We start from the raw sequence: 19090 nt of genomic DNA on the forward strand, positions 1-19090 counted from the left end.
AACCGCACGGTAGGAAGCACCACAACCCCGGTCAGGGAAGCCATGCCCGTATGCCCCCACTGGGTGGCCTGGCCACCGTCCAGTTCGACAACGGTACTGCGGCAGTGATGCCGCGGGAAGGCAGGGATCGGATGGCAATTCTCAAGGAAGAACTGCTAGCGCTGGAGACCAGCACGTTCGAGATCTGCGACGTCGCTGACACCGGAACCGATTTGGCCACCATGGCCGACGCCGTCGTCGCCCCGATCGACGCGGAGTTGGCCGCGGCCTGGTGCAGCTCGAGCTGCTCCTGCTCGAGTTGCTGCTCCTGCTCGACGTCGAGCTGCTGCAGCTCGTCGACGAGCACCGGCTGCGGCGGCTGACCCGGAAAGCCTGCCGGCGTACCACACGGACGCCGGCAGGCCCTTCCCAGCCTTCGCACCGCCGACGACCCGGAAGTAGGTAACCATGAGTTCCAGCACGGCACCGGCACCGGCCACCGCCGGGGTGGTCGCCAGTTATCTGACCGAACGCGTCGGCACGCTGCCGGTCGAGGTCCGGGTCGACGTCGACCACCTCGGGCTGCGCAACCACCTCACCCGGGTCGACGATCCGGCCGACGACCGGGACCCGACCACGGCACTCACCCTTCCGGTACGCATCTACGGCCGCACCGCGATCGTCGGTCCGGTCGGGGCGGCCGGACGGCCCTGCGTGCACTGTCTGGAGCGGCGCTGGCAGGAACTGCGACCGGAAGAGGAACGACGGGCCCTGCACCGGGGTCAGGCGATCGGCACCGGGGTGATCCCGGCCCTGCCCACCGCGCTGGACCGACTCTGGCAGGTGGCCCGGTTCCTACTCGTCCAACCGCCGACCGCGCCGGACACCGCCCTGGTGTACGAGGTCGGACTGGACAGTGCCCGGGTCCGGCCCCACCTGCTGCTGGCCGACTCGCTCTGCCCCCGGTGCGCCACCCCCGAGCCGGACAGCCGGGAAGCCGCCACCCTCGCCCTGCAACCCCGCCCCAAGCCGGCACCGGACCGGTACCGGCTACGGCCGGCCAGCGACTACCCGTTGACCGGCTACGTCGACCCGGCCTGCGGCCCACTGGGCAGCATGGCGATGCGGCTGTACCAGTTCAGCGCGACCGCCCCGGTCAGCGGCCTGTTCCGGGTCCGCAGCAGGTACGACCTGCACGAGATGTGGTGGAGCGGGCACGCCGACAGCTTCTCCGACAGCGAGCGGTACGGCATCCTGGAGGGCCTGGAACGGTACGCCGGGCAGCAGCCACGCTCCCGGGCGGTGACCGTCCACGACAGCTTCGCCAACCTCGCCCCGGACGCCCTCGACCCGCGTGACTGCGGGGAGTACCGGCCCGGGTTCTACTCCGGACGGCACCACTACCAGCCGTTCACCGAGGATCTGCGGATGCCCTGGGTCTGGGGCTACTCGCTACGTGACGACCGACCACGCCTCGTACCGGAACAACTCGTCTACTACCTTGACCGCAATCCCGGTCAGACCAACTTCGTACAGGAATGCTCCAACGGCTGTGCCAGCGGCAGTTGCCCCGAGGAGGCACTGCTGTACGGCCTGCTGGAACTGGTCGAACGGGACGCCTTCCTGCTCTGCTGGTACTCCGCCCACCCGCTTCCCGAGATCGACATCCGGTCGGTACGCGATCCCCAGGTCCACTTCATGCGGGAACGGGTCGGCCTGCTCGGCTACGACGTGCGCCTGTTCGACCTGCGGGCCGACCTGCCCGTACCGGTGGTGATGGCGCTGGCCATCCGGCGCGACGGTGGCCTCGGTCGGCTGTGCTTCGCCGCCGGCAGCGGGCTGGATCCGGAGGACGCGGTCCGGGCCGCCCTGTGTGAGACGGCCTCCTACGTCGCCGGCTTCGACGAGCGCGTGGCCAACCGGCTCGACGAGGTACGGGGCATGGTCACCGACTACGAGCGGGTCGGCGAACTGAGCCACCACGCCCTGCTCTACGGGTTGCCGGAGATGGCACCCCACGCGCAGTTCCTGCTCGACGATCCGACCAGCCATCCGATCGACGAGCTGTACGCCGACTGGCGTGCCGCGTACCGGCCGGGTGACGACCTCACCGAGGATCTCCGCTACCTGGTGGACGCGGTGGCGCAGCGCGGCAGTGACGTCCTGGCCGTGGACCAGACCTGCCCCGAGCAGCGCAGGTCCGGGGTCCACACGATGGCCGTGATCGCGCCGGGACTGATCCCGATCGACTTCGGTTGGGCCCGCCAGCGGGTACTGCACCATCCCCGGTTCGCCGGCTGGCTACGCCGTACCGGCAAGACACCACACCTGCATCCGCACCCCTTTCCGTGAGTTCTCAGCCCGTACGTAAGCAGGTGAGCCAGATGACGCTGGAGACCATACCGACGCAACCGAGCACGGCACCGGCGACGGCGGCGCGATCGGCCGTGACAGCCGCCGCGCCGCCGGATCCGGTCGCGGTCGGATCCGCAGCCGAGATCGTCCGGGGGTACGCCGAGGGGGTGTTCACCCGCGGCAGCCAACCGATGATCCCGGCCGGTTTCAAACCGGACTGGGTGGACGCGCCCTCGAAGTACAAGACCTACCCGGACGTGCCGCGGCTGGCCGCGCCCCGGTGGTCCGGCTCCCGGCTGGGTCGGCTGCCGGAGCTGCTGGCCGCATCGGACCCGGGGCATACGGATACCGGGGACGCCACCGGTCCGGACGGTTCCCCCTGGCGGGCGAACGAGGTGAGCGCGCTGGCCGCACTGGCGTACGGTGTCCGCGACCGTCGACTCACTCCGAACTGGAACCAGGACCTGCCGGACCGGCTGCGCTTCCCGGGCGCGATCTGGGGTCGAGCCACCACGTCGGGCGGTGGGATGTACCCGCTGGAGATCTACTGGGTCGTGGGTCCGGGGTCACCGGTCCGCCCCGGGGTCTACCACTACCACACCGGACACCACGCCTGGCAGCAGCTGGCCAGCGGTGACCACACCGCCCCGGTACGGTCCGCCTGTCTGGGTGCGCCGGACGCCGAGCGGGCCGGGCAGTACCTGGTGGTCACCAGCCGGTTCTGGAAGAACTCGTTCAAGTACCACAACTTCTGCCTCCACGTCGTCACCCAGGACCTGGGCGCGCTGCTCGGCTCGTGGCACCTGATCGCCCGGGGACTGGGGCACCGGTTGCGTCCGGTGCTGTGGTTCGCCGACGAGCCGATCAATGAGCGGCTCGGTCTGCGTACCGAGGAGGAGAGCGTGCTGGCGGTGGTGCCGTTGACCGGCGGCGACCCGCCACCGCAACCGGCCGCGCTGCCGGCCGACGACGTACGGGCGGTCGCCTTCGAACGCTCCCGTCGGCTGCTGCGGCTGGACCGGCTGATCGAGGTGCACCGGGCCACCCTGGTCACCGAGGACCAGCCCCGGCCCGCCACGCTCCCCGCTCCCGCCGAACCGGCGCAGTCGGCGGCCTCCGCCGAGCAGGCCCTGCCACTGCCCGAGCTACCCGACCGGCGCTGGCAGGCCGACCTGACCGAAATCCTGGCCCAGCGTCGATCCAGCTTCGGTCGGTTCAGTCGGTCCCGCCGCCTCGACGCCGCCGAACTCGGCGGAATCCTGTCCACCACCGCAGCCGCCCGGCACTTCCCCGACGACCTGGCCGGACCGCCGGACCGCTCTCCGCTGACCCGGCTGCATGTACTGGTCAACGACGTTGCCGGGGTCGAGGCCGGTAGCTACACCTTCGACTCTGACGCGGGGCTGCTCACCCCGCACCAGATCGCGCCGATGACCCGGATCCTGCAACGGGCGTACTTCCTCAAGAACTACAACCTGGAGCAGGTGGGCGCGGTCCTGGCGATCTCCGCCCGATTCGACGCCGCGATGACCCACTACGGCCCGCGCGGCTACCGTCTGGTCAACATCGAGGCGGGTGCCGTCGCACAGGTCGCCTACCTGGCCGCCGCCGCACTCGGCGTGGGCTGCGGCGCGGTGCTCGGGCTCGACAACGAGATCCTCGACGAAGCCCTCGGGTTGACCGGCACTCCGCTACGTACCGTCCTGTTCGTCCTGCTGGGCTACGACCGGGCCGACACGGGCACCTTCGCCTATCCCGTCCTGCCGGCCGCCGCGGTTCCACAGGCCGGCACCGATACCGCCACCGCCGGGAGGATCAGTTGACCGTCACCGTCATGGACCGGAACCGGCCGGCCACTGCGCTGGTCACCCCCGGGCGTTTCCTCGTCCGGGTGGGTGGCCTGCCGCTGGCCGCCGCCGAGGCGTTGACCTTCCCCCGTACCGCCGACTGGGCCGGCCGGACACTCGACCTCGCCGACGGGCTGCGCCAGCAGGGCCAGCAGTTGGCTGACCTGCTGGCCGAGGCGGTCGCCGAGCACATCGACGTGCCGGAGATCCGGGCCAGGCTGATCAACCTGCGCCGGGACGTGTTCAACGGCCGGGCACCGCGCGACGCAGATGCGGCCCTGGCGCTGCTGTCGTCGGCCGCGCCGGCCATCACCGACACCTACCGACGGTGGGTCGCCAGCCGGGAGCGCCACGCCACCGAGTTGGCCGCCGGCAGGGCGCTGTTCGACGCGGAACTCCCGCAGCGCCGGGCCGCACTGCGCGCGCTGGCCGTCACCCCACAACTGCGCCACGGGATGTTGCTCTCCTCCCGGGTGCTCGACCGGCAACTCGGCGGCTATCTCGGCGCCGGGGACCGCCTCGGCAAGCGCGACCGCCGGATGGAACGGTCGCTGGTCGAGTACGTCTACCGGGCCGCAACCAAGACCAGCCCGTTCTCCACCTTCACCACCATCTGCGACGGGGAATTCACCGGCACCGGGACGACGCCGCTGGCACTGGACCGGCGGGCACCCGACGGCCACCACCACATCCGGCTCAACGTGGCCGCGCTGGTCCGGCTGGCCAGCGCCGTACTGTCCCGCACCGACCTACGGGCGGAGCTGCCGGTACGGCTGGTCACCGGGCTACGGCCGGGCACCGAGCGGATGTCGTACCTGCGCCGTAGTCAGGTCGCCACCCGTGGCGGCGGTGGGCCGGTGGAGCTGGACCTGATCCACGAGAACCTCTTCCACCTGCCGTCCAGCACGATCCTGCGGGACCTGACCCAACTGCTGGTCGGCGGGCGTACCCTGCCGCTGCACGAGGTCTCCGCGGCGCTGGTCGCCCGGGACCCCGACGACCGGGGTCCGGACGACGTCGACAGCTACCTGGACCACCTGCTCCGGCTCGGTGTGCTGGTCGCCCCGGCGCTACGGGTGGACATCCACGCCCCGGATCCGCTCACCCCGTTCCGGATCGCGGTCCGGGCCCTCGACCGGCCGTGGAGCATCGCACTGGCCGAGCGGCTCGACGCCGTCGCCGAGCGGCTCGACCGGTACGCCGGAGCCGACCTGGCCGGACGACGTGAGCTGCTCGACGAGGTCGGCGCGCAGCTCGGCGCGGCCCTGGAGGAGCTGGACTCCACGCTGGTACCGCCGGAGACGCTCCTCTACGAGGATGTGGCGCTGCCCGGGTCGGTACGGGCCGACCGGGGCCAGTGGGACGGGTTGCTGGTCGACCTGGCGGCGGTCGCCGGCATCCTGCCCGTGTTCGACATCTCCATCGCCCGCCGGCTGGTCACCAAGGGCTACTTCCGCGCCCGGTACGGCGCTGGTGGGCAGTGCGACGATCTGCTCACCTTCGCCCACGAGTACCAGGACGACTTCTTCGACCACTTCGTCTCCAGCCAGCTGCGACGCCGGCCGTTCGACGCCGACAACCGGTACGTACGCCAGTCGAACACCTTCCAGCTCAACGAGATCGATCAGCTCGACGACGCCCGGGACCGGGCGGCGCAACTGATGAACGCCGCGTACGCCGAACTGCCGGCCGACGCCGAGGAACTGGTCCTCGACGACGACTTCTTCACCGAGCTACGCGGCCGGGTGCCGGAGACCCTCGGACCGGTCGAGGCGCATGCCTTCTTCCTCCAGGTGGCCGCGACCGCCGACCGTCCGCTCGGGGTGGTCAACAAGGGGTTCACCGGGCCGGCGCTGATGCTGTCCCGGTTCGCCCACTGTCTAACCGGCACGGGTGGCGAACTGCTGGCCCACTCGCTGGCCTCCGCCCAGCCCGACGGGGTGGTCTTCGCCGAGCTCAAGGGCGGGTACGAGGCGTCCAACCTGAACCTGCACCCGGCCGCCACCGACTACGAACTGGTCTGCCCGGGGGACGTCAGTTCCCGGCCGGTCGAGCAGCAGATCCCGATCGACGACCTGGTCCTCTACGACGACCCGGTGCAGGACCGGCTGGTGTTGCGTTCCCGCCGCCTCGACGTCGAGGTGGTGCCGATCTACCTGGGATTCCTGCTGCCGATGGCGCTACCCGAGGTGCAGCAGGTGTTGCTGACCTTCTCGCCGACCGGGATGGCGGCGCTGGACCTGTGGGCCGGCACCACCGTGCCGCTGCCGGAGGAGGGGATCGCCGGCTACCCCCGGATCCGCTACCGGGACGTGGTGCTCCAGCGGCGGATGTGGAAGGCACATCCGGCCTGCCTGCCGACCCCGGCGGCGGATGCCCCGGGTAGTCAGGTGCTGCTGGACTGGGCGCGTTGGCGGCGCGAGCACGGGCTGCCCCGCCGGGTGTTCGTCACCCCGGACGGTGGCGGTCGGCTGGCCACCGCCGGGCCGGGCGGTGGTGGGGGTGCCGGCTTCGGCTCGCACAAACCGCTGTACGTCGACTTCGACAGCTACTTCTCCCTGCTGCTGTTGGCCTCGGTGGCCCGGAACGCCAACCGCCGGCTGGTCTTCACCGAGATGCTGCCCGACCACGACCAGCAGCCGCTCACCGACGACGGCCGGGCACACGTGTCCGAGCTGGTCCTGGCCTTCAACGCCAGCCGGGAGGGCAGCGGGTCACACCGAGCCGCGCCCGGGTCGACGCATCAGCGACCGGGCGTCCCGACGTCATGACCGAGCGGAGACAAGAACCCATGACCGAGTGGATCGGACTGCACATCTACTACGCCAGCAACGCCAACCCCCTGCTGTTGCAGTGCGTGGGGCCGCTGGTGGCCCGGTTACGGGAAGCGGGCCTGATACGACGGTGGTTCTTCATCCGCTACTGGGTCGAGGGACCACACGTACGGCTGCGGCTGCTGCCGTCCACCGGGGCCGACGCCGAAACGGTCCGCTCGACGGCGCTGGAGGAGCTGCGGGCGTACCTGAAACGACGCCCCGCGCTGTACGACGCAGCCAGTGCCGACACCGGCGACCTGTACCACCGGATGTTCGTCGCCGAGTACGGCGAGGAAGCCTGGCAGGAGAAGTACGGCGACACCGGCGCCATGCCGTTCCGGCCCAACAACAGTGTCTGGGAGGAGCGTTACGAACCCGAGTACGACCGGTACGGCGGACCGGCCGGCATCGAGTTGGCGGAACGGAACTTCGAGGCGTCCAGCGACCTGGTGCTGCGTCTGCTGGCCACCACCAACACGCACGTCCGTACGGTGCTGCTGGGCACCTCCGCCCAGATGACCGCGACGATGTGCTACGCCTTCCTCGGACGGGACGACCGGGTGGTCCGGTTCCTGGAGAACTACCGTGCCTTCTGGGAGAACACCTACCAGGAGCAGAGCGACGCCTTCCACGACCGGTTCGACCGGTCCTTCGAACAGGTGGCCGAACTGCTGCGCCAGCACCTTTCCCGGTTGGGTGGAGCGGCTGCGGATCCCGACACCGCCCGGCTGACCTCGATCGAGCGCGGCTGGCTACAGCATTCCGTCGAGGTACGTGACGAGGTGGTCAGGCTGGCCGACGCGGGCCAACTGGTGTTCCGTCGGGGCGGCCCGGACGCCGAACCGACCATCGTCACCGACCACGAGACCGCCTTCACCGTGCTGCTCAGCTCGTACGTGCACATGACGAACAACCGGCTGGGGGCCAGCATCCTGGACGAGATCTACCTGTCGTACCTGATGGGGCGGGCGCTGGAGGGGGCAGCGGATCCCGAGGCCGGCCCGGCGGGTCCCGAGGCCGGCCCGGCGGATCCCGGGTCCCGCCCGCCGGAGGAGTCGGCGGCGCGGGACGACGAGGTGGCCGCGGCGGCTGTGGCATGACCGAGTTGGCGGAGGGCCCACCACTGCTGCGGCACCCCGACGTCGTGATGGGCGCGCCCCTACGCCGCGGCGACACCGTCGTGCACTACGTCAAGGATCCGCGCACCGGCTGGTACTACCAGATGGGTGCCCGGGAGTTCTTCCTGCTCTCGCAGATGGATGGCCGGCGTACCCGGGCGGAGATCGAGGCCGCGTACGCCGAGCGGTTCCGCCGCCGGCTGACCGACGCACACTGGGAGTCGCTGCTGCGGATGCTGCACAGCCGTCACCTCCTCGTCGATCCGGACGCCACCGGCACGGGCGACACCGGGGCCGACCCGATCGCCCAGTCACGGGTACGGGCGGAGACCGAGCGCCGGTCGGTACGACGACGGCTGATGTACGCCCGCTTCCCACTGTTCAAACCGGACCGGTTCCTGCGGTGGCTGGCCCCCCGGGTGGGTCTGCTCTACTCGCCGTGGTTCGTCGTTCCGGCCCTGGTTGCCTCGCTGATCGCCCTCGGCATGGCGATGGCCGACGTCGCCGCACTGTGGTCGGCCTCCCGGATGAACGTCGGGCATCCGCTGGCCGTGGTGTCGTTCGGCACCACCTGGCTGGTCATCGCGTTGCACGAGGCCGCACACGGGCTGACCAGCCGCCGCTATGGCGGTGCGGTTGCCGAGATGGGGGTGCTCTGGCGGTTTCCGCTGCTCACGCCGTACTGCAAGACCGACGACGTGGTCCTGTTCACCCGGCGCCGGCACCGGGTCTACACCGCCTTTTCCGGGGTCTTCGTCAACCTCCTGGCCCTGGTGCCGTTCACCGTCGCCTGGCACGTCACCACACCCGGTACCCACGGGCACGCGCTGGCCGGATCACTGCTGCTCTACGGTGGCCTTGCGACGGTCTCCAACCTGCTGCCCGTGTTCCGGTTGGACGGCTACTTCATGCTCAACCACGCGGTCGGCCTGGCCGATCTGCGGGCTGAGACGTACCGGTTCTGGGGCGCACTGGTACGCCGGCAACCCACCGGTTCCTACCGTCGTGGGGACCGGGTGCTCTACACGCTCTACGGCTGCGCCGTCTTCGGGACGCTGACCGCTGTGCTGGTCGGCATCGTCGGGGTCTGGTACTGGAGCCTGGAGCGGTGGATCGGTCCGTTCGGCGCGGTGGCGGTGCTGGGCACCGAGGCCGTGCTGGTCTTCTTCGGCATCAGGTTCCTGATCCGCCGTCGGGCCAGGCGTCGCGCGGCTGCGCAGGAAGCCGCCGTCGCTACCCGGCCAGCGGTCCCCGCCACCGGGGATGCGACATCCCAGGCGGAGCCCGCCGTCAACGAGAACACCGCCGCTGCCGGAAAGGAACCGGTAGCAGCCAGCGCACCGACAGGAGGTACGGTGTGAGCACCCCGAATCCGGCCGCCGTCATCGAGATCACCGGCCTGACCAAGACGTACGGTCCGACCGTGACCGCCGTACGCGACCTGGACCTGCGGATCGATCCCGGGGAGGTCTACGGCTTCCTCGGCCGAAACGGCGCCGGCAAGACCACGACGATGCGGATGCTGGTCGGGCTGATCAGGCCGACCGCCGGCACCGGTACTCTCCTCGGCCGGCCGCTCGGTGACCCGGCGGCACTGGCCCGGGTCGGTTCGCTGATCGAATCCCCGGCGTTCCATCCACACCTCTCCGGCCTGGACAACCTCCGCCTGCTGGCCCGCTACCTCGGCATCCCCGACGCCTCGGTCGACACCGTACTGCGCCAGGTGGACCTGGCCGAGACGGCGGTCCACCGCAGGTTCCGCACCTACTCGCTCGGCATGAAACAGCGCCTGGGCGTCGCGGCGGCCCTGCTGGGTGACCCCGACCTGCTGATCCTGGACGAGCCGACCAACGGCCTCGACCCGGCCGGGATGGCCGCGATGCGCGACCTGCTCCGGTCACTGGCCGCCGACGGACGAAGTGTGCTGCTCTCCAGCCATCTGCTCGGCGAGGTCGAGCAGGTATGTGACCGGATCGGCATCCTGCACGAGGGTCGCATGGTGGTGGAGGGCACCCTGCCACAGATCCAGGCGAAGCTGGGTGGTGCCGCCAGCACCGTGACCGTACGGGCCCGGCCGGTGGAAGCCGCACTGGCCTGCCTGCGTTCCCTGCCGGACCTCGGGGCTGTCCGGGTCGGGGGCGACCGGATCGAGATCGACGTCGACCCCGGCCGGGCGGCGGAGATCAACCGTGCACTCGTCCTGGCCGATGTCGCCGTCGACGGTCTCGCCACCGCGCGACGCTCGCTGGAGGACGCCTTCCTCGGGTTGACCGAGATGCCGACAGACGACGACGCCGAGCGCCCGTCGCCGATGACCCTGGTGGAGGTGTGAGGATGGTCCTCCGAGTGCTGCGGGCGGAACTGTTCGCGCTGCGTCGCCGCCCGGCGGTGTGGGTGCTGAGCGCTGTCTGGGCGGTGCAGATCGTCTGCTTCGCCTATCTCGTCTCCTACCTCGTGTGGCGCAACCTGCACACCGAGATGTCCCCCTCCGATGCCGCCGCCATGCACGCGGACCTGATGCCGGCGAGCGTGGACCACACCATTCTGGGCTCGTTGCCGGTCTGGGGCGGCCCGGTCATGCTGATCCTCGGCGCGTTGGTCGCCGCCGGCGACTACCGGTGGGGCACCTTCCGGACCGTGTTGTCCCGGGTCGCGGCCCGTACGCCGTTCCTGGCCGGCCGGTTCCTCGCGTTGGCTGTGGTGATGCTGCTGATGTCGGTGCTGACCCTGCTGGTCAGTGCGCTGAGCAGCCTCGCCGTCGCGTTGGTCGAGGGTGCGTCGGCGGCCTGGCCGGGAGTCGACCGACTGCTGGTCTCGCTGGCGGCCATCTGGCTGATCACCATGGCATGGGCCTCGGTCGGCTTCGCACTGGGCCTGGTGACCCGCAATCTCGCTGCCTCGATCGGCGTGGGGCTGGTCTGGACGCTGGCGGTGGAGAGCATCGTCAACGGCCTGGGCGGCATACTGCCGTTCCTGGAACCGATCCGTGCGGTCGCGTTGAGCACCAGTACCGGCTCGGTGGCCGCTGCCCTGGGGGCCAGCAGCAGCGGGTTCGGCGTCGCTTCGGTGACCACCGGGCCGGTTGCGGCAACGGTGCTCGGGGCGTACGTGGTCGCCGGCTTTCTGATCACCGCTTTTGTCTTCCGTAGTCGCGATCTGACCTGACCTGACCTGACCTGACCTGAACTGACCTGGCCTGAGCTGACCTGACCTGACCTGACCTGACCTGACCTTGGCCTGTGGCGGTGGCCGCTGACGACCACCGCCACACCGACGACCTCAGGCCCGCGTCTTCACGATGAACATCCAGAAGGGTCGCGGCGGGTAGTAGTTGTAGTCGTACGCCACGAAACACGGTCCTGGCGACGTCCATGAGCTGACGTACGAAGGCCGGGCCGCATTGCAGGCCGTCGGCGTCGAGTAGCGCGGGCTCGGGTAGTCCGCGTAGGCAGGGACAGCCGTACCCAACACCAGTCCGGCGGTCATCGCCGCCGCAGTGACGAGGCTACGGACGCGCGGACGACGCAGGATCTTCGCCATTCGGTCTCCCCTTCTTCGCAACGCGGTCCGTCCAGGGACCGAGAGGTAACAACCTGTATAGAGATCCGGCCGTCCACGGTCATGTCCCACTTGTGTGTAGGCCGCTGGCTGCACAGGTCGGCGGCGGCGCGCGGCCACCGCACGCGTGCACGGCCACCGCACGCGATGGACGCGTAGCAGCTCCAGAGGAGCCTCAGGATCCGGTCACCCAGACCCTCACCTTCACGTACGCCGGATTCGCCGTCATGTCCTTCGCGGTGAACTGCACGTACGACACCTTGCTGGGATCGGAGGGCTCCCTACGACAGTACGTCCTGGGCGTGGTGAAGAGGTCCAGCTTCAGGCCGTCCCATCGGGTCGCGTCCGGGTCACGGCAGCCCCGATAGCTCAGGTCGTCGCTGTCGGTCCACTGGTACCAGTTGATCTGGTGCATGTTCAGCTGGAAGGTCAGTTCGCCGAAGCCCGCAGCACGCTGCAACCGGGGCGCCGGCAGAAACTGCACCGCGTCGGTGTCGTAGAGCGTCCACTCCGGGGTGCCGGCCGGCACCGCCGGAGCGTGGACCACCGGCGGCGGCATGACGGTCGGCACCCCCTTCGTGGGATCGGCACCGGTCTGGCCGGGTTGGACCCCACGGGTGACGACGTCAACCGGCGGCGTGCCGGCCGTGGAGTTGACGTTGGTGGCGACCGCCGTGGGTGTACCGGTCGGCTGCGCCGGGATGCCGTCCGTACCCGGCGTCACGGACCCGGTGGCCGCCAACTGCGACGTCCGATCCCGCTCTCCCGCTCTGTGCCGGTCGGCGACCTGCCACCCGACCACCACCAGGGCTGCGATCAGGATGACGGCGCTTCCCGCCACGAGCCCTCGGCGTAGGCGGGCCGCACGGGTGAGCGGGGGACGTGCCGGGGCGTCGTTGGCGGCTGCCGTAGCCGACGGTTCGGGCACGAGCATCCCGACGAGTACACCGATCGCCGCGATCACCGCGCCGATCAGGCTGACGAGCTCGTTTGCGCCCTTCACCCCGAATCGCCACACGACGATCACGAGTCCGACCGTAGCGATCGTGGCCAGGAAGATCAGAATCCGGCTTCGGTTCGTCACAGATCTCATGATGGCGGGCCGCGCCAAGTCCAGCGTCCCTCGACCCATACCGATATGGCGGCCAGCCGTCCGGTCCGGCGGTACCCGAAGGTACGGCCGGACCGGACCGCCCGACTCAACAACAACGGACCGCCTGGCTCAACAGCACCGGATTCCGGGCTGGTCATCCCGGCGTCGGGCCCGCTGCCGCTCGAACTCCCGTCGGGTCAGCAACGGTGCACCACCGCCGTGGTTCCGGTGCCGTTGGACGTAGTGGTCGTACGCGGACTCGCCGGTGAGTTCGCGCAGGTACCAGTGCACCGCCCTGAGCACCCGCAGCAGCCTCATGAGCCGGAGGCAGCCGGGCCGACCGGCGGCTTCCGGTCAGCACCACTGTCGCTGCCACCACCGGCGCCAGAACCGGCTGCGGCCAGCGCCAACTCGCGCCGTTCCGCCGCGGTGGGAATCAGCCCCGCCGGGGCGACGATCCGCGACTCGACGTACGGTGCCTCCGTGGTCGGCAGTGGCTCCCGGGCCCGGATCGCCCGCACGCACACCACGCCGGCATTGGCGATGACCAGGATGACCAGCACCGCGAACAGCGCCGCCAGCACCCCGTCGACGGTGGAGTTCAACACCACCGCCTCCATGTCGGCCGTGTTCTTCGCCGGGGCCAGGATCCTTCCCTGCTCCAACGCGTCGGCGTAGCGCTCCCGCTGGGCGAAGAATCCGATCCTGGGGTCGGTCGAGAACACCTTCTGCCAGCTCGCGGTGAGCGTCACCGCGACGTCCCAGGCCAGCGGTATGGCGGTGACCCAGGCCCACCTGAGGCGCCCGGTCTTGATCAGAACCGTGGTGGCGACGGTCAGGGCGATCGCCGCCAGCAACTGGTTGGCGATACCGAACAACGGGAACAGCTGGTTGATCCCACCCAGTGGATCGGTGACCCCTGCGTACAGGAAGTAGCCCCAGGCCAGCACCACCACCGCGCTGGTCCCCCACAGTCCGGGCTTCCAACCGACCCGACTCAGCGGCTTCCACACGTTGCCGAGGGTGTCCTGCAGCATGAACCGGCCGACGCGGGTGCCGGCGTCCACCGTGGTGAGGATGAACAGTGCCTCGAACATGATCGCGAAGTGGTACCAGAACGCCTTGAGCCCGGCACCACCGAAGACACTGGAGAAGATCTCCGACATACCGACGGCCAGGGTCGGCGCTCCCCCGGTGCGGGCGATCAGTGAACTCTCCCGGACCGCAGCGGCAGCACCGGTCAGGTCCTCCGGTGTGATGGTGAAGCCGAGTTGGCTGACCGCGTCGGCGGCGCTCTGCGCGGTGGTGCCGAGTACGCCCGCTGGCGCGTTCATCGCGTAGTACAGGCCGGGGTCGAGGATACAGGCGGCGATCAGCGCCATGATGGCGACGAAGGACTCCATCAGCATCGCCCCATAGCCGATGAGCCGAACCTGCGACTCCTTCTGGATCAGCTTCGGGGTGGTGCCGGAGGCGATCAGCGCGTGGAATCCCGAGAGGGCCCCGCAGGCGATGGTGATGAAGACGAACGGGAAGAGCGCCCCGGAGAACACCGGGCCGGTACCGGTGCTGGCGAACTCCGTCACCGCCTCGGTACGCAGCACCGGTGCCGCGATGAGCACGCTGACCGCCAGCAGCCCGATCGTCCCGATCTTCATGAAGGTGGAGAGGTAGTCGCGTGGGGCCAGCAGCAGCCACACCGGCAGGACCGAGGCGAGGAACCCGTAGCCGACCAGGCAGATGACGAGGGCCTTCGGGGACAGGGTGAACGCCGAGGCGAGGCTCGATCCCTCGATCCAACCGCCGGCGGCGATCGCGCCCACCAGGAGAGCACCACCGAGCAGCGATGTCTCGATCACCCGTCCTGGTCGCAGTACCCGCAGGTAGACACCCATGAACAGGGCGATCGGGATGGTCATCGCAATGGAGAAGGTCCCCCACGGCGACTTGGCGAGTGCATTGACGACGACCAGCGCGAGGACCGCCAGCAGAATGATCATGATGGTGAACACGGCGATCAGCGCGGCGGCCCCACCGATCGGGCCGATCTCGTCACGGGCCAGTTGCCCGAGGCTGCGACCGTCGCGGCGCATCGAGATGAACAGCACCACCATGTCCTGGACGGCCCCCGCGAAGATGACCCCGATAATGATCCACATCGTTCCGGGGAGGTAGCCCATCTGCGCCGCCAGCACCGGCCCGACCAGTGGACCGGCTCCGGCGATGGCCGCGAAGTGGTGGCCCAGCAGCACCCGGCGGTCCGTCGGCTGGTAGTCGGTGCCGTCCTCCAGGCGCTCGGCCGGGGTCGCCCGACGGTCGTCGACGCGTAGCACGCGTCGACAGATGAAGCGCGCGTAGAACCGGTACGCGATGGCGTACGAGCCGAGCGCGGCGACCAACAACCACATCGCCGACACCTGCTCGCCTCGGGACAGTGCCAGCACGCCCCAGGCTGCGGCACCGGCGACCGCGACCACGGTCCAGACGAGCACCGATCTGAGGTTGACTCTGGGGCGAAGCGCCCGGGGACTGGTCATAGCGGTCCTCCGCTGTCGGGGGTGGGCAGGGTGCGGCGCGCCACGTGGGTATCGGTCACGTCGCGGGAACGGGTTGACGATCGGCTATCGCCGGGTCGGGTCGGCGCTGGTGCGTTTCCGTCCGTAGAGGAGCAGGTATGCGGCGATCATGCAGAGAACACTGAGTGGCACCCACAGAAACTGGTACCAGTAGAAGAACGGCACCCCCACCAGGTACGGCCGCTCCCGGGCGTACCACGGCACCCACAGCAGCGCGGCGACCGGAGCGGACAGAAGGCCGCCGGCCGCCAGTCGCCGTACGCCAACTCCGATCATTCGTCCTCCCCACCGCCAGGGTGCTGGTCCTGTCGGAGAGTTGCCGTTGACGCCGATTGGTTTACCGCAGATTTCGACGAAACTTCCTGTCATCGAAATCGATGCCATCGGCAACATAGACGTGGACCAGCAGAGCAGGTGGTGACGGATGACCGATGCAGCCACGGTCGCGGCCTTCGTGGCCGTCCTCGGTGTCACGTCGCTGCTGGCCGTCGCCGCCCGTTGGCTGCGCCCCCGTGACGAGTTGCCGACCCTCGAGAGCTGGGCGGTGGCCGACCGCCGGTTCGGCCCGGTCCTGACCTGGTTCCTGCTCGGCGGCACCATCTACACGGCGTACACCTTCGCCGCGGTCCCGGGACTGGTGTACGGCGTGGGAGCGCTGGGCTTCTTCGCCCTGCCGTACACGATCATCGTGTATCCCCTGGCCTTCCTGCTGTTACCCCGACTGTGGACGGTGGCCCGACGACACCGGTACCTGACCGTCGGTGACTTCGTCCACGGCCGGTACGGCTCGGCGATGCTGGCGCTGGCCGTCGCCGTTACCGGCATCCTGGCCACGATGCCCTACATCGCGTTGCAACTACTGGGCATCCGCGCCGTGCTGGACACCGGTGGTCTCTACCCACCCGGCCTGGCCGGCGACGCGGCGCTGGTAGCGGTCTTCGCGATCCTGGCCGTGGCGACCTACCGGCACGGCCTGCGGGCACCGGCCGTCATCGCCGTGGCGAAGGGGGTGGCCATCTTCGGCTCGGTGATCGCGGTCGTGCTGCTCGTGCTGTCCCGCCTCGGCGGACCGGGCAGGTTGTTCGACGCCGGTCGGACCGGGGATGAGGCTGCCTCCCCCGTGGTGCCGCTGTCCCTCGATCCACAGTTGTTCCCGGTATTCGCCACCCTGGCCCTGGGGTCCGCGATGGCCCTGCTGATGTACCCCCACGTACTCACCTCGACGTTCGCCGCGTCGAGCGCGGACACGCTGCGCCGTACGACGATCGGCCTACCCGCGTGGACCGCGGTGCTCGGCCTGTTCGGGCTGCTCGGCATCGCCGCGCTGGCCGCCGGGGTGCCGGCCCCGCCGGGCAACGCCGAGACAGCGGTTCCCCTGCTGGTACGGGATCTCATGCCGGCGGCGTTGACCGGGCTGATCCTGGGTGCGCTGGCGGTGGGCGCACTGGTGCCCGCGTCGGTCATGTCGGTTGCGGCCGCCACGTCGTTCGTGCGGAACATCTACGTCCAGTACTTCCACCCCACTGCCACTCCCAAGCACCAGATGCGCGTCGCCCAGGTCGTCTCGGTCACCGCCAAGCTGGGCGCGGTCGTCTTCGTGTTCGGGCTGCGCAACCAGGCCGCCATCAACCTGCAACTGCTCGGTGGGATATGGATCCTGCAGACCTTCCCGGCCGTCGCCATCGGCCTCTACACCCGATGGCCGCACCACCGGGCGTTGCTGGCCGGATGGCTCGTGGGCATGGTCAGCGGCACCCTCATGGTCGTCTGGGGAGGCTTCGGCTCGGTCGTCTCGGTCGAACTGGGCGGCCAGCGGGTGCAGGTCTACGCCGCGCTCGCCGCCCTGGTGTTGAACCTCGCGGTCACCGTCGCACTCACTCCGCTGCTGGACCGGTTGAGGGTTCCCCGTGGCGTCGACCGCACCGTCCTCCCCTCTCCGGCGGGGCCGCTACCGGCGCATCGGACGAACCTGACATGACCCACCTCCGCCAGCAGTCCGCCCGCACCCGGGTACCGCCGGTACCCCGTACCGCCCCGGACGCCACCGTCGACGACCGGCACGATCCGGATCCGACCGTCGGCGACCTGCAGGATCTCGACCGGGAAGCCGCTCTCGTCCGGCTCTTCGACCTGCACTACACCGCCCTGCTCCGGCTGGCGGTGCTGCTCGGGGCGGACGACGCGGAGAACGTCGTCGCCGAGGCGTACTGCCAGCTGTATCGCCGCTGGCAGCGGTTACGCAATGCGGACGCCGCGCTGGCCTATCTGCGCTCGGTGGTCTGCAACCTCACCCGGATGCGTCTACGCCATCTCCAGGTGGTCCGTCGACACACCGAGCCGGTCACCGACTCTGCCGCATCTGCGGAGAGCATCGCACTGCTCCAGGACGACCATCGCGCCCTCGTCGAGGCGCTACAGCGCCTTCCGGAACGGCAACGGGAAGCGCTGGTCCTACGCCACTGGCTCGGCCTGCGGGAGACCGAGATAGCCGCAGCAATGGGAATCTCGGTGGGAGCCGTCAAGTCACACACCGCACGTGGCATCGCGAAGCTGACCCGGCTGCTGGAGGCCCGACGATGACCAGCGGTCCAGCCGGCACGGAACAGCGGCTACGGGAGGCCCTCGATGCCGTCGCCAACAACGTGCACGCCGCCCCCGACGCGTATCAACAGGTCCGACGGGAGTGGCATCGCCGGGAACGGCGACGTCGTCTCATCCTGGCCATCCTGATCGCCGTTGTCTTCGCCATCGCAGACGCGATCGGTCTGTGGGCGCTGAACCAGACCCGGGTCGACGCTCCGGTCATCTTCAACGGCCCCGGCTCGGTCCAGCCGCACAAGAATCCGGCCGACGGCATCAGCCAGCCCTGACGCCAGCGCTTCCCTCGACCCGTTCCGCGACCAGTGTTGGGTCTGGGCCGCCCCCCTGCCTTGACACGACCGGGCTGCCACCAGGCGCTCCGATGCTCCCAGATGACTACGCTCGCGCCTGTCGGGTATCCGGACGTTGCTCGGGCACTACGCCGTCACCGCGGTGGTGACGGTCGACTGGACGGCTGTCCCAAAGGATCGGTACCAAGATGTTCGTGTTCTTCTCGAACCGGCTGGGATGCCTCGGATCGCTACTGGTGTCGCTTTTGTTGACCGGACTACTTGTCCTGCTGTTCTACGTCCTGTGGTGAAACCGATCGGCACGTTTCGCTGAGATTCCGACTTTCTGCCGAGAGTCATTCGGGACAGAAACGTTGGAACCAGAAAGCACCTCGTATCACCCACCGCCGAATTCACCGCCCGTCAAGAGGATTGCCGGCAGGACGCGTGCCGTCGCCCGGTTGCGGTGATGGCCGCCATCGCGACCACCACCGTAACGTCAGGGCCGCATCGGCCCCCGACGGGCGGCCCTGCCGATCAGACCGGGTCGTTGCACTTGGCGGTCGTGAACTGCAACCAGCGGCTGGTGGTGCCGAACGTGTCGGTGGTGCCGTCACAGAACCGGGTGTGGCCACCGACGACGGTCTCCATCGAAGCCGAACTGTAGTAGGTGTAGGTGCACTGGTAACCGTACTTGCAGGATGGGATGGCCTGAGCCGGCGTCACCGGACCGAGCATGACGGCGAGCCCGGCACCGACGGTGGCCGCGACGGCAACCCGGCGCCGCAGAGTCGTACGACGAAACACTGAACCTCCCCAGAGAGATATCGGCACAAGGCGATGGATCACATCGTCGGACAGCAATACGGCATGACGCA

At 69.5% G+C, this 19090-nt stretch carries 17 protein-coding genes; 10 read left to right on the plus strand and 7 right to left on the minus strand.

The window, feature by feature from the left end; genetic code table 11:
• Window positions 1-31: 31 nt before the first annotated feature.
• Window positions 32-346 carry a hypothetical protein gene (locus ACFQ4H_RS00430; RefSeq protein WP_377565489.1) on the minus strand — a complete coding sequence of 105 codons (315 nt, stop codon included), beginning with the start codon at window positions 344-346 and terminating at the stop codon, window positions 32-34.
• A gap of 101 nt (window positions 347-447) precedes the next feature.
• On the opposite strand from ACFQ4H_RS00430, the gene ACFQ4H_RS00435 reads away from it, so the two are divergent.
• The 7 genes from ACFQ4H_RS00435 to ACFQ4H_RS00465 are packed head-to-tail and all read left to right on the plus strand — an operon-like array spanning window position 448 to window position 11280.
• Entirely contained in the window at window positions 448-2331 is a 1884-nt protein-coding gene (locus tag ACFQ4H_RS00435; protein ID WP_377565492.1) for a TOMM precursor leader peptide-binding protein, read from the plus strand.
• A gap of 32 nt (window positions 2332-2363) precedes the next feature.
• The gene (locus ACFQ4H_RS00440; RefSeq protein WP_377565495.1) at window positions 2364-4157 is read left to right on the plus strand and encodes a SagB family peptide dehydrogenase; all 1794 of its coding nucleotides are present in this window, start codon (window positions 2364-2366) and stop codon (window positions 4155-4157) included.
• Window positions 4154-6952 (plus strand): lantibiotic dehydratase, encoded by a 2799-nt coding sequence (locus ACFQ4H_RS00445; protein WP_377565498.1) that lies wholly within the window; start codon window positions 4154-4156, stop codon window positions 6950-6952. Before ACFQ4H_RS00440 ends, ACFQ4H_RS00445 begins: the two co-directional genes overlap by 4 nt.
• A gap of 20 nt (window positions 6953-6972) precedes the next feature.
• Window positions 6973-8097 (plus strand): thiopeptide-type bacteriocin biosynthesis protein, encoded by a 1125-nt coding sequence (locus ACFQ4H_RS00450; protein ID WP_377565501.1) that lies wholly within the window; start codon window positions 6973-6975, stop codon window positions 8095-8097.
• Window positions 8094-9476 (plus strand): hypothetical protein, encoded by a 1383-nt coding sequence (locus ACFQ4H_RS00455; RefSeq protein ID WP_377565504.1) that lies wholly within the window; start codon window positions 8094-8096, stop codon window positions 9474-9476. The genes ACFQ4H_RS00450 and ACFQ4H_RS00455 overlap by 4 nt, the downstream gene beginning before the upstream one ends.
• A complete protein-coding gene (locus tag ACFQ4H_RS00460) occupies window positions 9473-10447 on the plus strand; it encodes an ABC transporter ATP-binding protein (RefSeq protein WP_377565507.1) in 975 nt (324 codons plus the stop codon). The genes ACFQ4H_RS00455 and ACFQ4H_RS00460 overlap by 4 nt, the downstream gene beginning before the upstream one ends.
• A gap of 2 nt (window positions 10448-10449) precedes the next feature.
• Window positions 10450-11280 carry an ABC transporter permease gene (locus ACFQ4H_RS00465; RefSeq protein ID WP_377565510.1) on the plus strand — a complete coding sequence of 277 codons (831 nt, stop codon included), beginning with the start codon at window positions 10450-10452 and terminating at the stop codon, window positions 11278-11280.
• A gap of 114 nt (window positions 11281-11394) precedes the next feature.
• Here ACFQ4H_RS00465 and ACFQ4H_RS00470 read toward each other — a convergent pair whose 3' ends face one another.
• The 5 genes from ACFQ4H_RS00470 to ACFQ4H_RS00490 form a co-directional block, all read right to left on the minus strand.
• The gene (locus ACFQ4H_RS00470) at window positions 11395-11655 is read right to left on the minus strand and encodes a hypothetical protein (RefSeq protein WP_377565513.1); all 261 of its coding nucleotides are present in this window, start codon (window positions 11653-11655) and stop codon (window positions 11395-11397) included.
• A gap of 193 nt (window positions 11656-11848) precedes the next feature.
• Window positions 11849-12757 carry a hypothetical protein gene (locus ACFQ4H_RS00475; protein WP_377565516.1) on the minus strand — a complete coding sequence of 303 codons (909 nt, stop codon included), beginning with the start codon at window positions 12755-12757 and terminating at the stop codon, window positions 11849-11851.
• A 138-nt stretch (window positions 12758-12895) separates the two neighbouring features.
• Window positions 12896-13084 carry a YbdD/YjiX family protein gene (locus ACFQ4H_RS00480; protein ID WP_377565519.1) on the minus strand — a complete coding sequence of 63 codons (189 nt, stop codon included), beginning with the start codon at window positions 13082-13084 and terminating at the stop codon, window positions 12896-12898.
• A complete protein-coding gene (locus ACFQ4H_RS00485; protein ID WP_377565522.1) occupies window positions 13081-15258 on the minus strand; it encodes a carbon starvation CstA family protein in 2178 nt (725 codons plus the stop codon). The genes ACFQ4H_RS00480 and ACFQ4H_RS00485 overlap by 4 nt, the downstream gene beginning before the upstream one ends.
• Window positions 15259-15387: 129 nt before the next feature.
• Window positions 15388-15618: a DUF3311 domain-containing protein gene (locus tag ACFQ4H_RS00490; RefSeq protein ID WP_377565524.1), complete on the minus strand. Its 231-nt coding sequence runs from the start codon at window positions 15616-15618 to the stop codon at window positions 15388-15390.
• A gap of 148 nt (window positions 15619-15766) precedes the next feature.
• Between ACFQ4H_RS00490 and ACFQ4H_RS00495 the strand changes: the two genes are divergently transcribed.
• Genes ACFQ4H_RS00495 through ACFQ4H_RS00505 form a run of 3 tightly spaced genes read left to right on the plus strand, consistent with a single transcriptional unit; the run spans window position 15767 to window position 18212 of the window.
• Entirely contained in the window at window positions 15767-17320 is a 1554-nt protein-coding gene (locus ACFQ4H_RS00495; RefSeq protein WP_377565526.1) for a sodium:solute symporter family protein, read from the plus strand.
• On the plus strand, window positions 17317-17922 hold the full coding sequence (locus ACFQ4H_RS00500; protein WP_377565529.1) for a SigE family RNA polymerase sigma factor: 606 nt from the start codon (window positions 17317-17319) through the stop codon (window positions 17920-17922). Before ACFQ4H_RS00495 ends, ACFQ4H_RS00500 begins: the two co-directional genes overlap by 4 nt.
• The gene (locus tag ACFQ4H_RS00505; protein ID WP_377565532.1) at window positions 17919-18212 is read left to right on the plus strand and encodes a hypothetical protein; all 294 of its coding nucleotides are present in this window, start codon (window positions 17919-17921) and stop codon (window positions 18210-18212) included. Before ACFQ4H_RS00500 ends, ACFQ4H_RS00505 begins: the two co-directional genes overlap by 4 nt.
• Window positions 18213-18749: 537 nt before the next feature.
• Here ACFQ4H_RS00505 and ACFQ4H_RS00510 read toward each other — a convergent pair.
• Complete coding sequence (locus ACFQ4H_RS00510; protein ID WP_377565535.1) at window positions 18750-19019, minus strand: DUF6289 family protein; 270 nt, start codon at window positions 19017-19019, stop codon at window positions 18750-18752.
• Window positions 19020-19090 lie beyond the last annotated feature (71 nt).

The sequence above is a fragment of the Micromonospora sonneratiae genome (assembly GCF_042679305.1).
Taxonomy (GTDB): Bacteria; Actinomycetota; Actinomycetes; order Mycobacteriales; family Micromonosporaceae; genus Micromonospora_H; species Micromonospora_H sonneratiae.

Coding starts and splice junctions, on each gene's coding strand:
- ACFQ4H_RS00435 (WP_377565492.1), top strand. CDS start 448: ATGAGTTCCAGCACGGCACCGGCACCGGCCACCGCCGGGGTGGTCGCC.
- ACFQ4H_RS00440 (WP_377565495.1), top strand. CDS start 2,364: ATGACGCTGGAGACCATACCGACGCAACCGAGCACGGCACCGGCGACG.
- ACFQ4H_RS00450 (WP_377565501.1), top strand. CDS start 6,973: ATGACCGAGTGGATCGGACTGCACATCTACTACGCCAGCAACGCCAAC.
- ACFQ4H_RS00455 (WP_377565504.1), top strand. CDS start 8,094: ATGACCGAGTTGGCGGAGGGCCCACCACTGCTGCGGCACCCCGACGTC.
- ACFQ4H_RS00465 (WP_377565510.1), top strand. CDS start 10,450: ATGGTCCTCCGAGTGCTGCGGGCGGAACTGTTCGCGCTGCGTCGCCGC.
- ACFQ4H_RS00470 (WP_377565513.1), bottom strand. CDS start 11,655: ATGGCGAAGATCCTGCGTCGTCCGCGCGTCCGTAGCCTCGTCACTGCG.
- ACFQ4H_RS00480 (WP_377565519.1), bottom strand. CDS start 13,084: ATGAGGCTGCTGCGGGTGCTCAGGGCGGTGCACTGGTACCTGCGCGAA.
- ACFQ4H_RS00490 (WP_377565524.1), bottom strand. CDS start 15,618: ATGATCGGAGTTGGCGTACGGCGACTGGCGGCCGGCGGCCTTCTGTCC.
- ACFQ4H_RS00495 (WP_377565526.1), top strand. CDS start 15,767: ATGACCGATGCAGCCACGGTCGCGGCCTTCGTGGCCGTCCTCGGTGTC.
- ACFQ4H_RS00500 (WP_377565529.1), top strand. CDS start 17,317: ATGACCCACCTCCGCCAGCAGTCCGCCCGCACCCGGGTACCGCCGGTA.
- ACFQ4H_RS00505 (WP_377565532.1), top strand. CDS start 17,919: ATGACCAGCGGTCCAGCCGGCACGGAACAGCGGCTACGGGAGGCCCTC.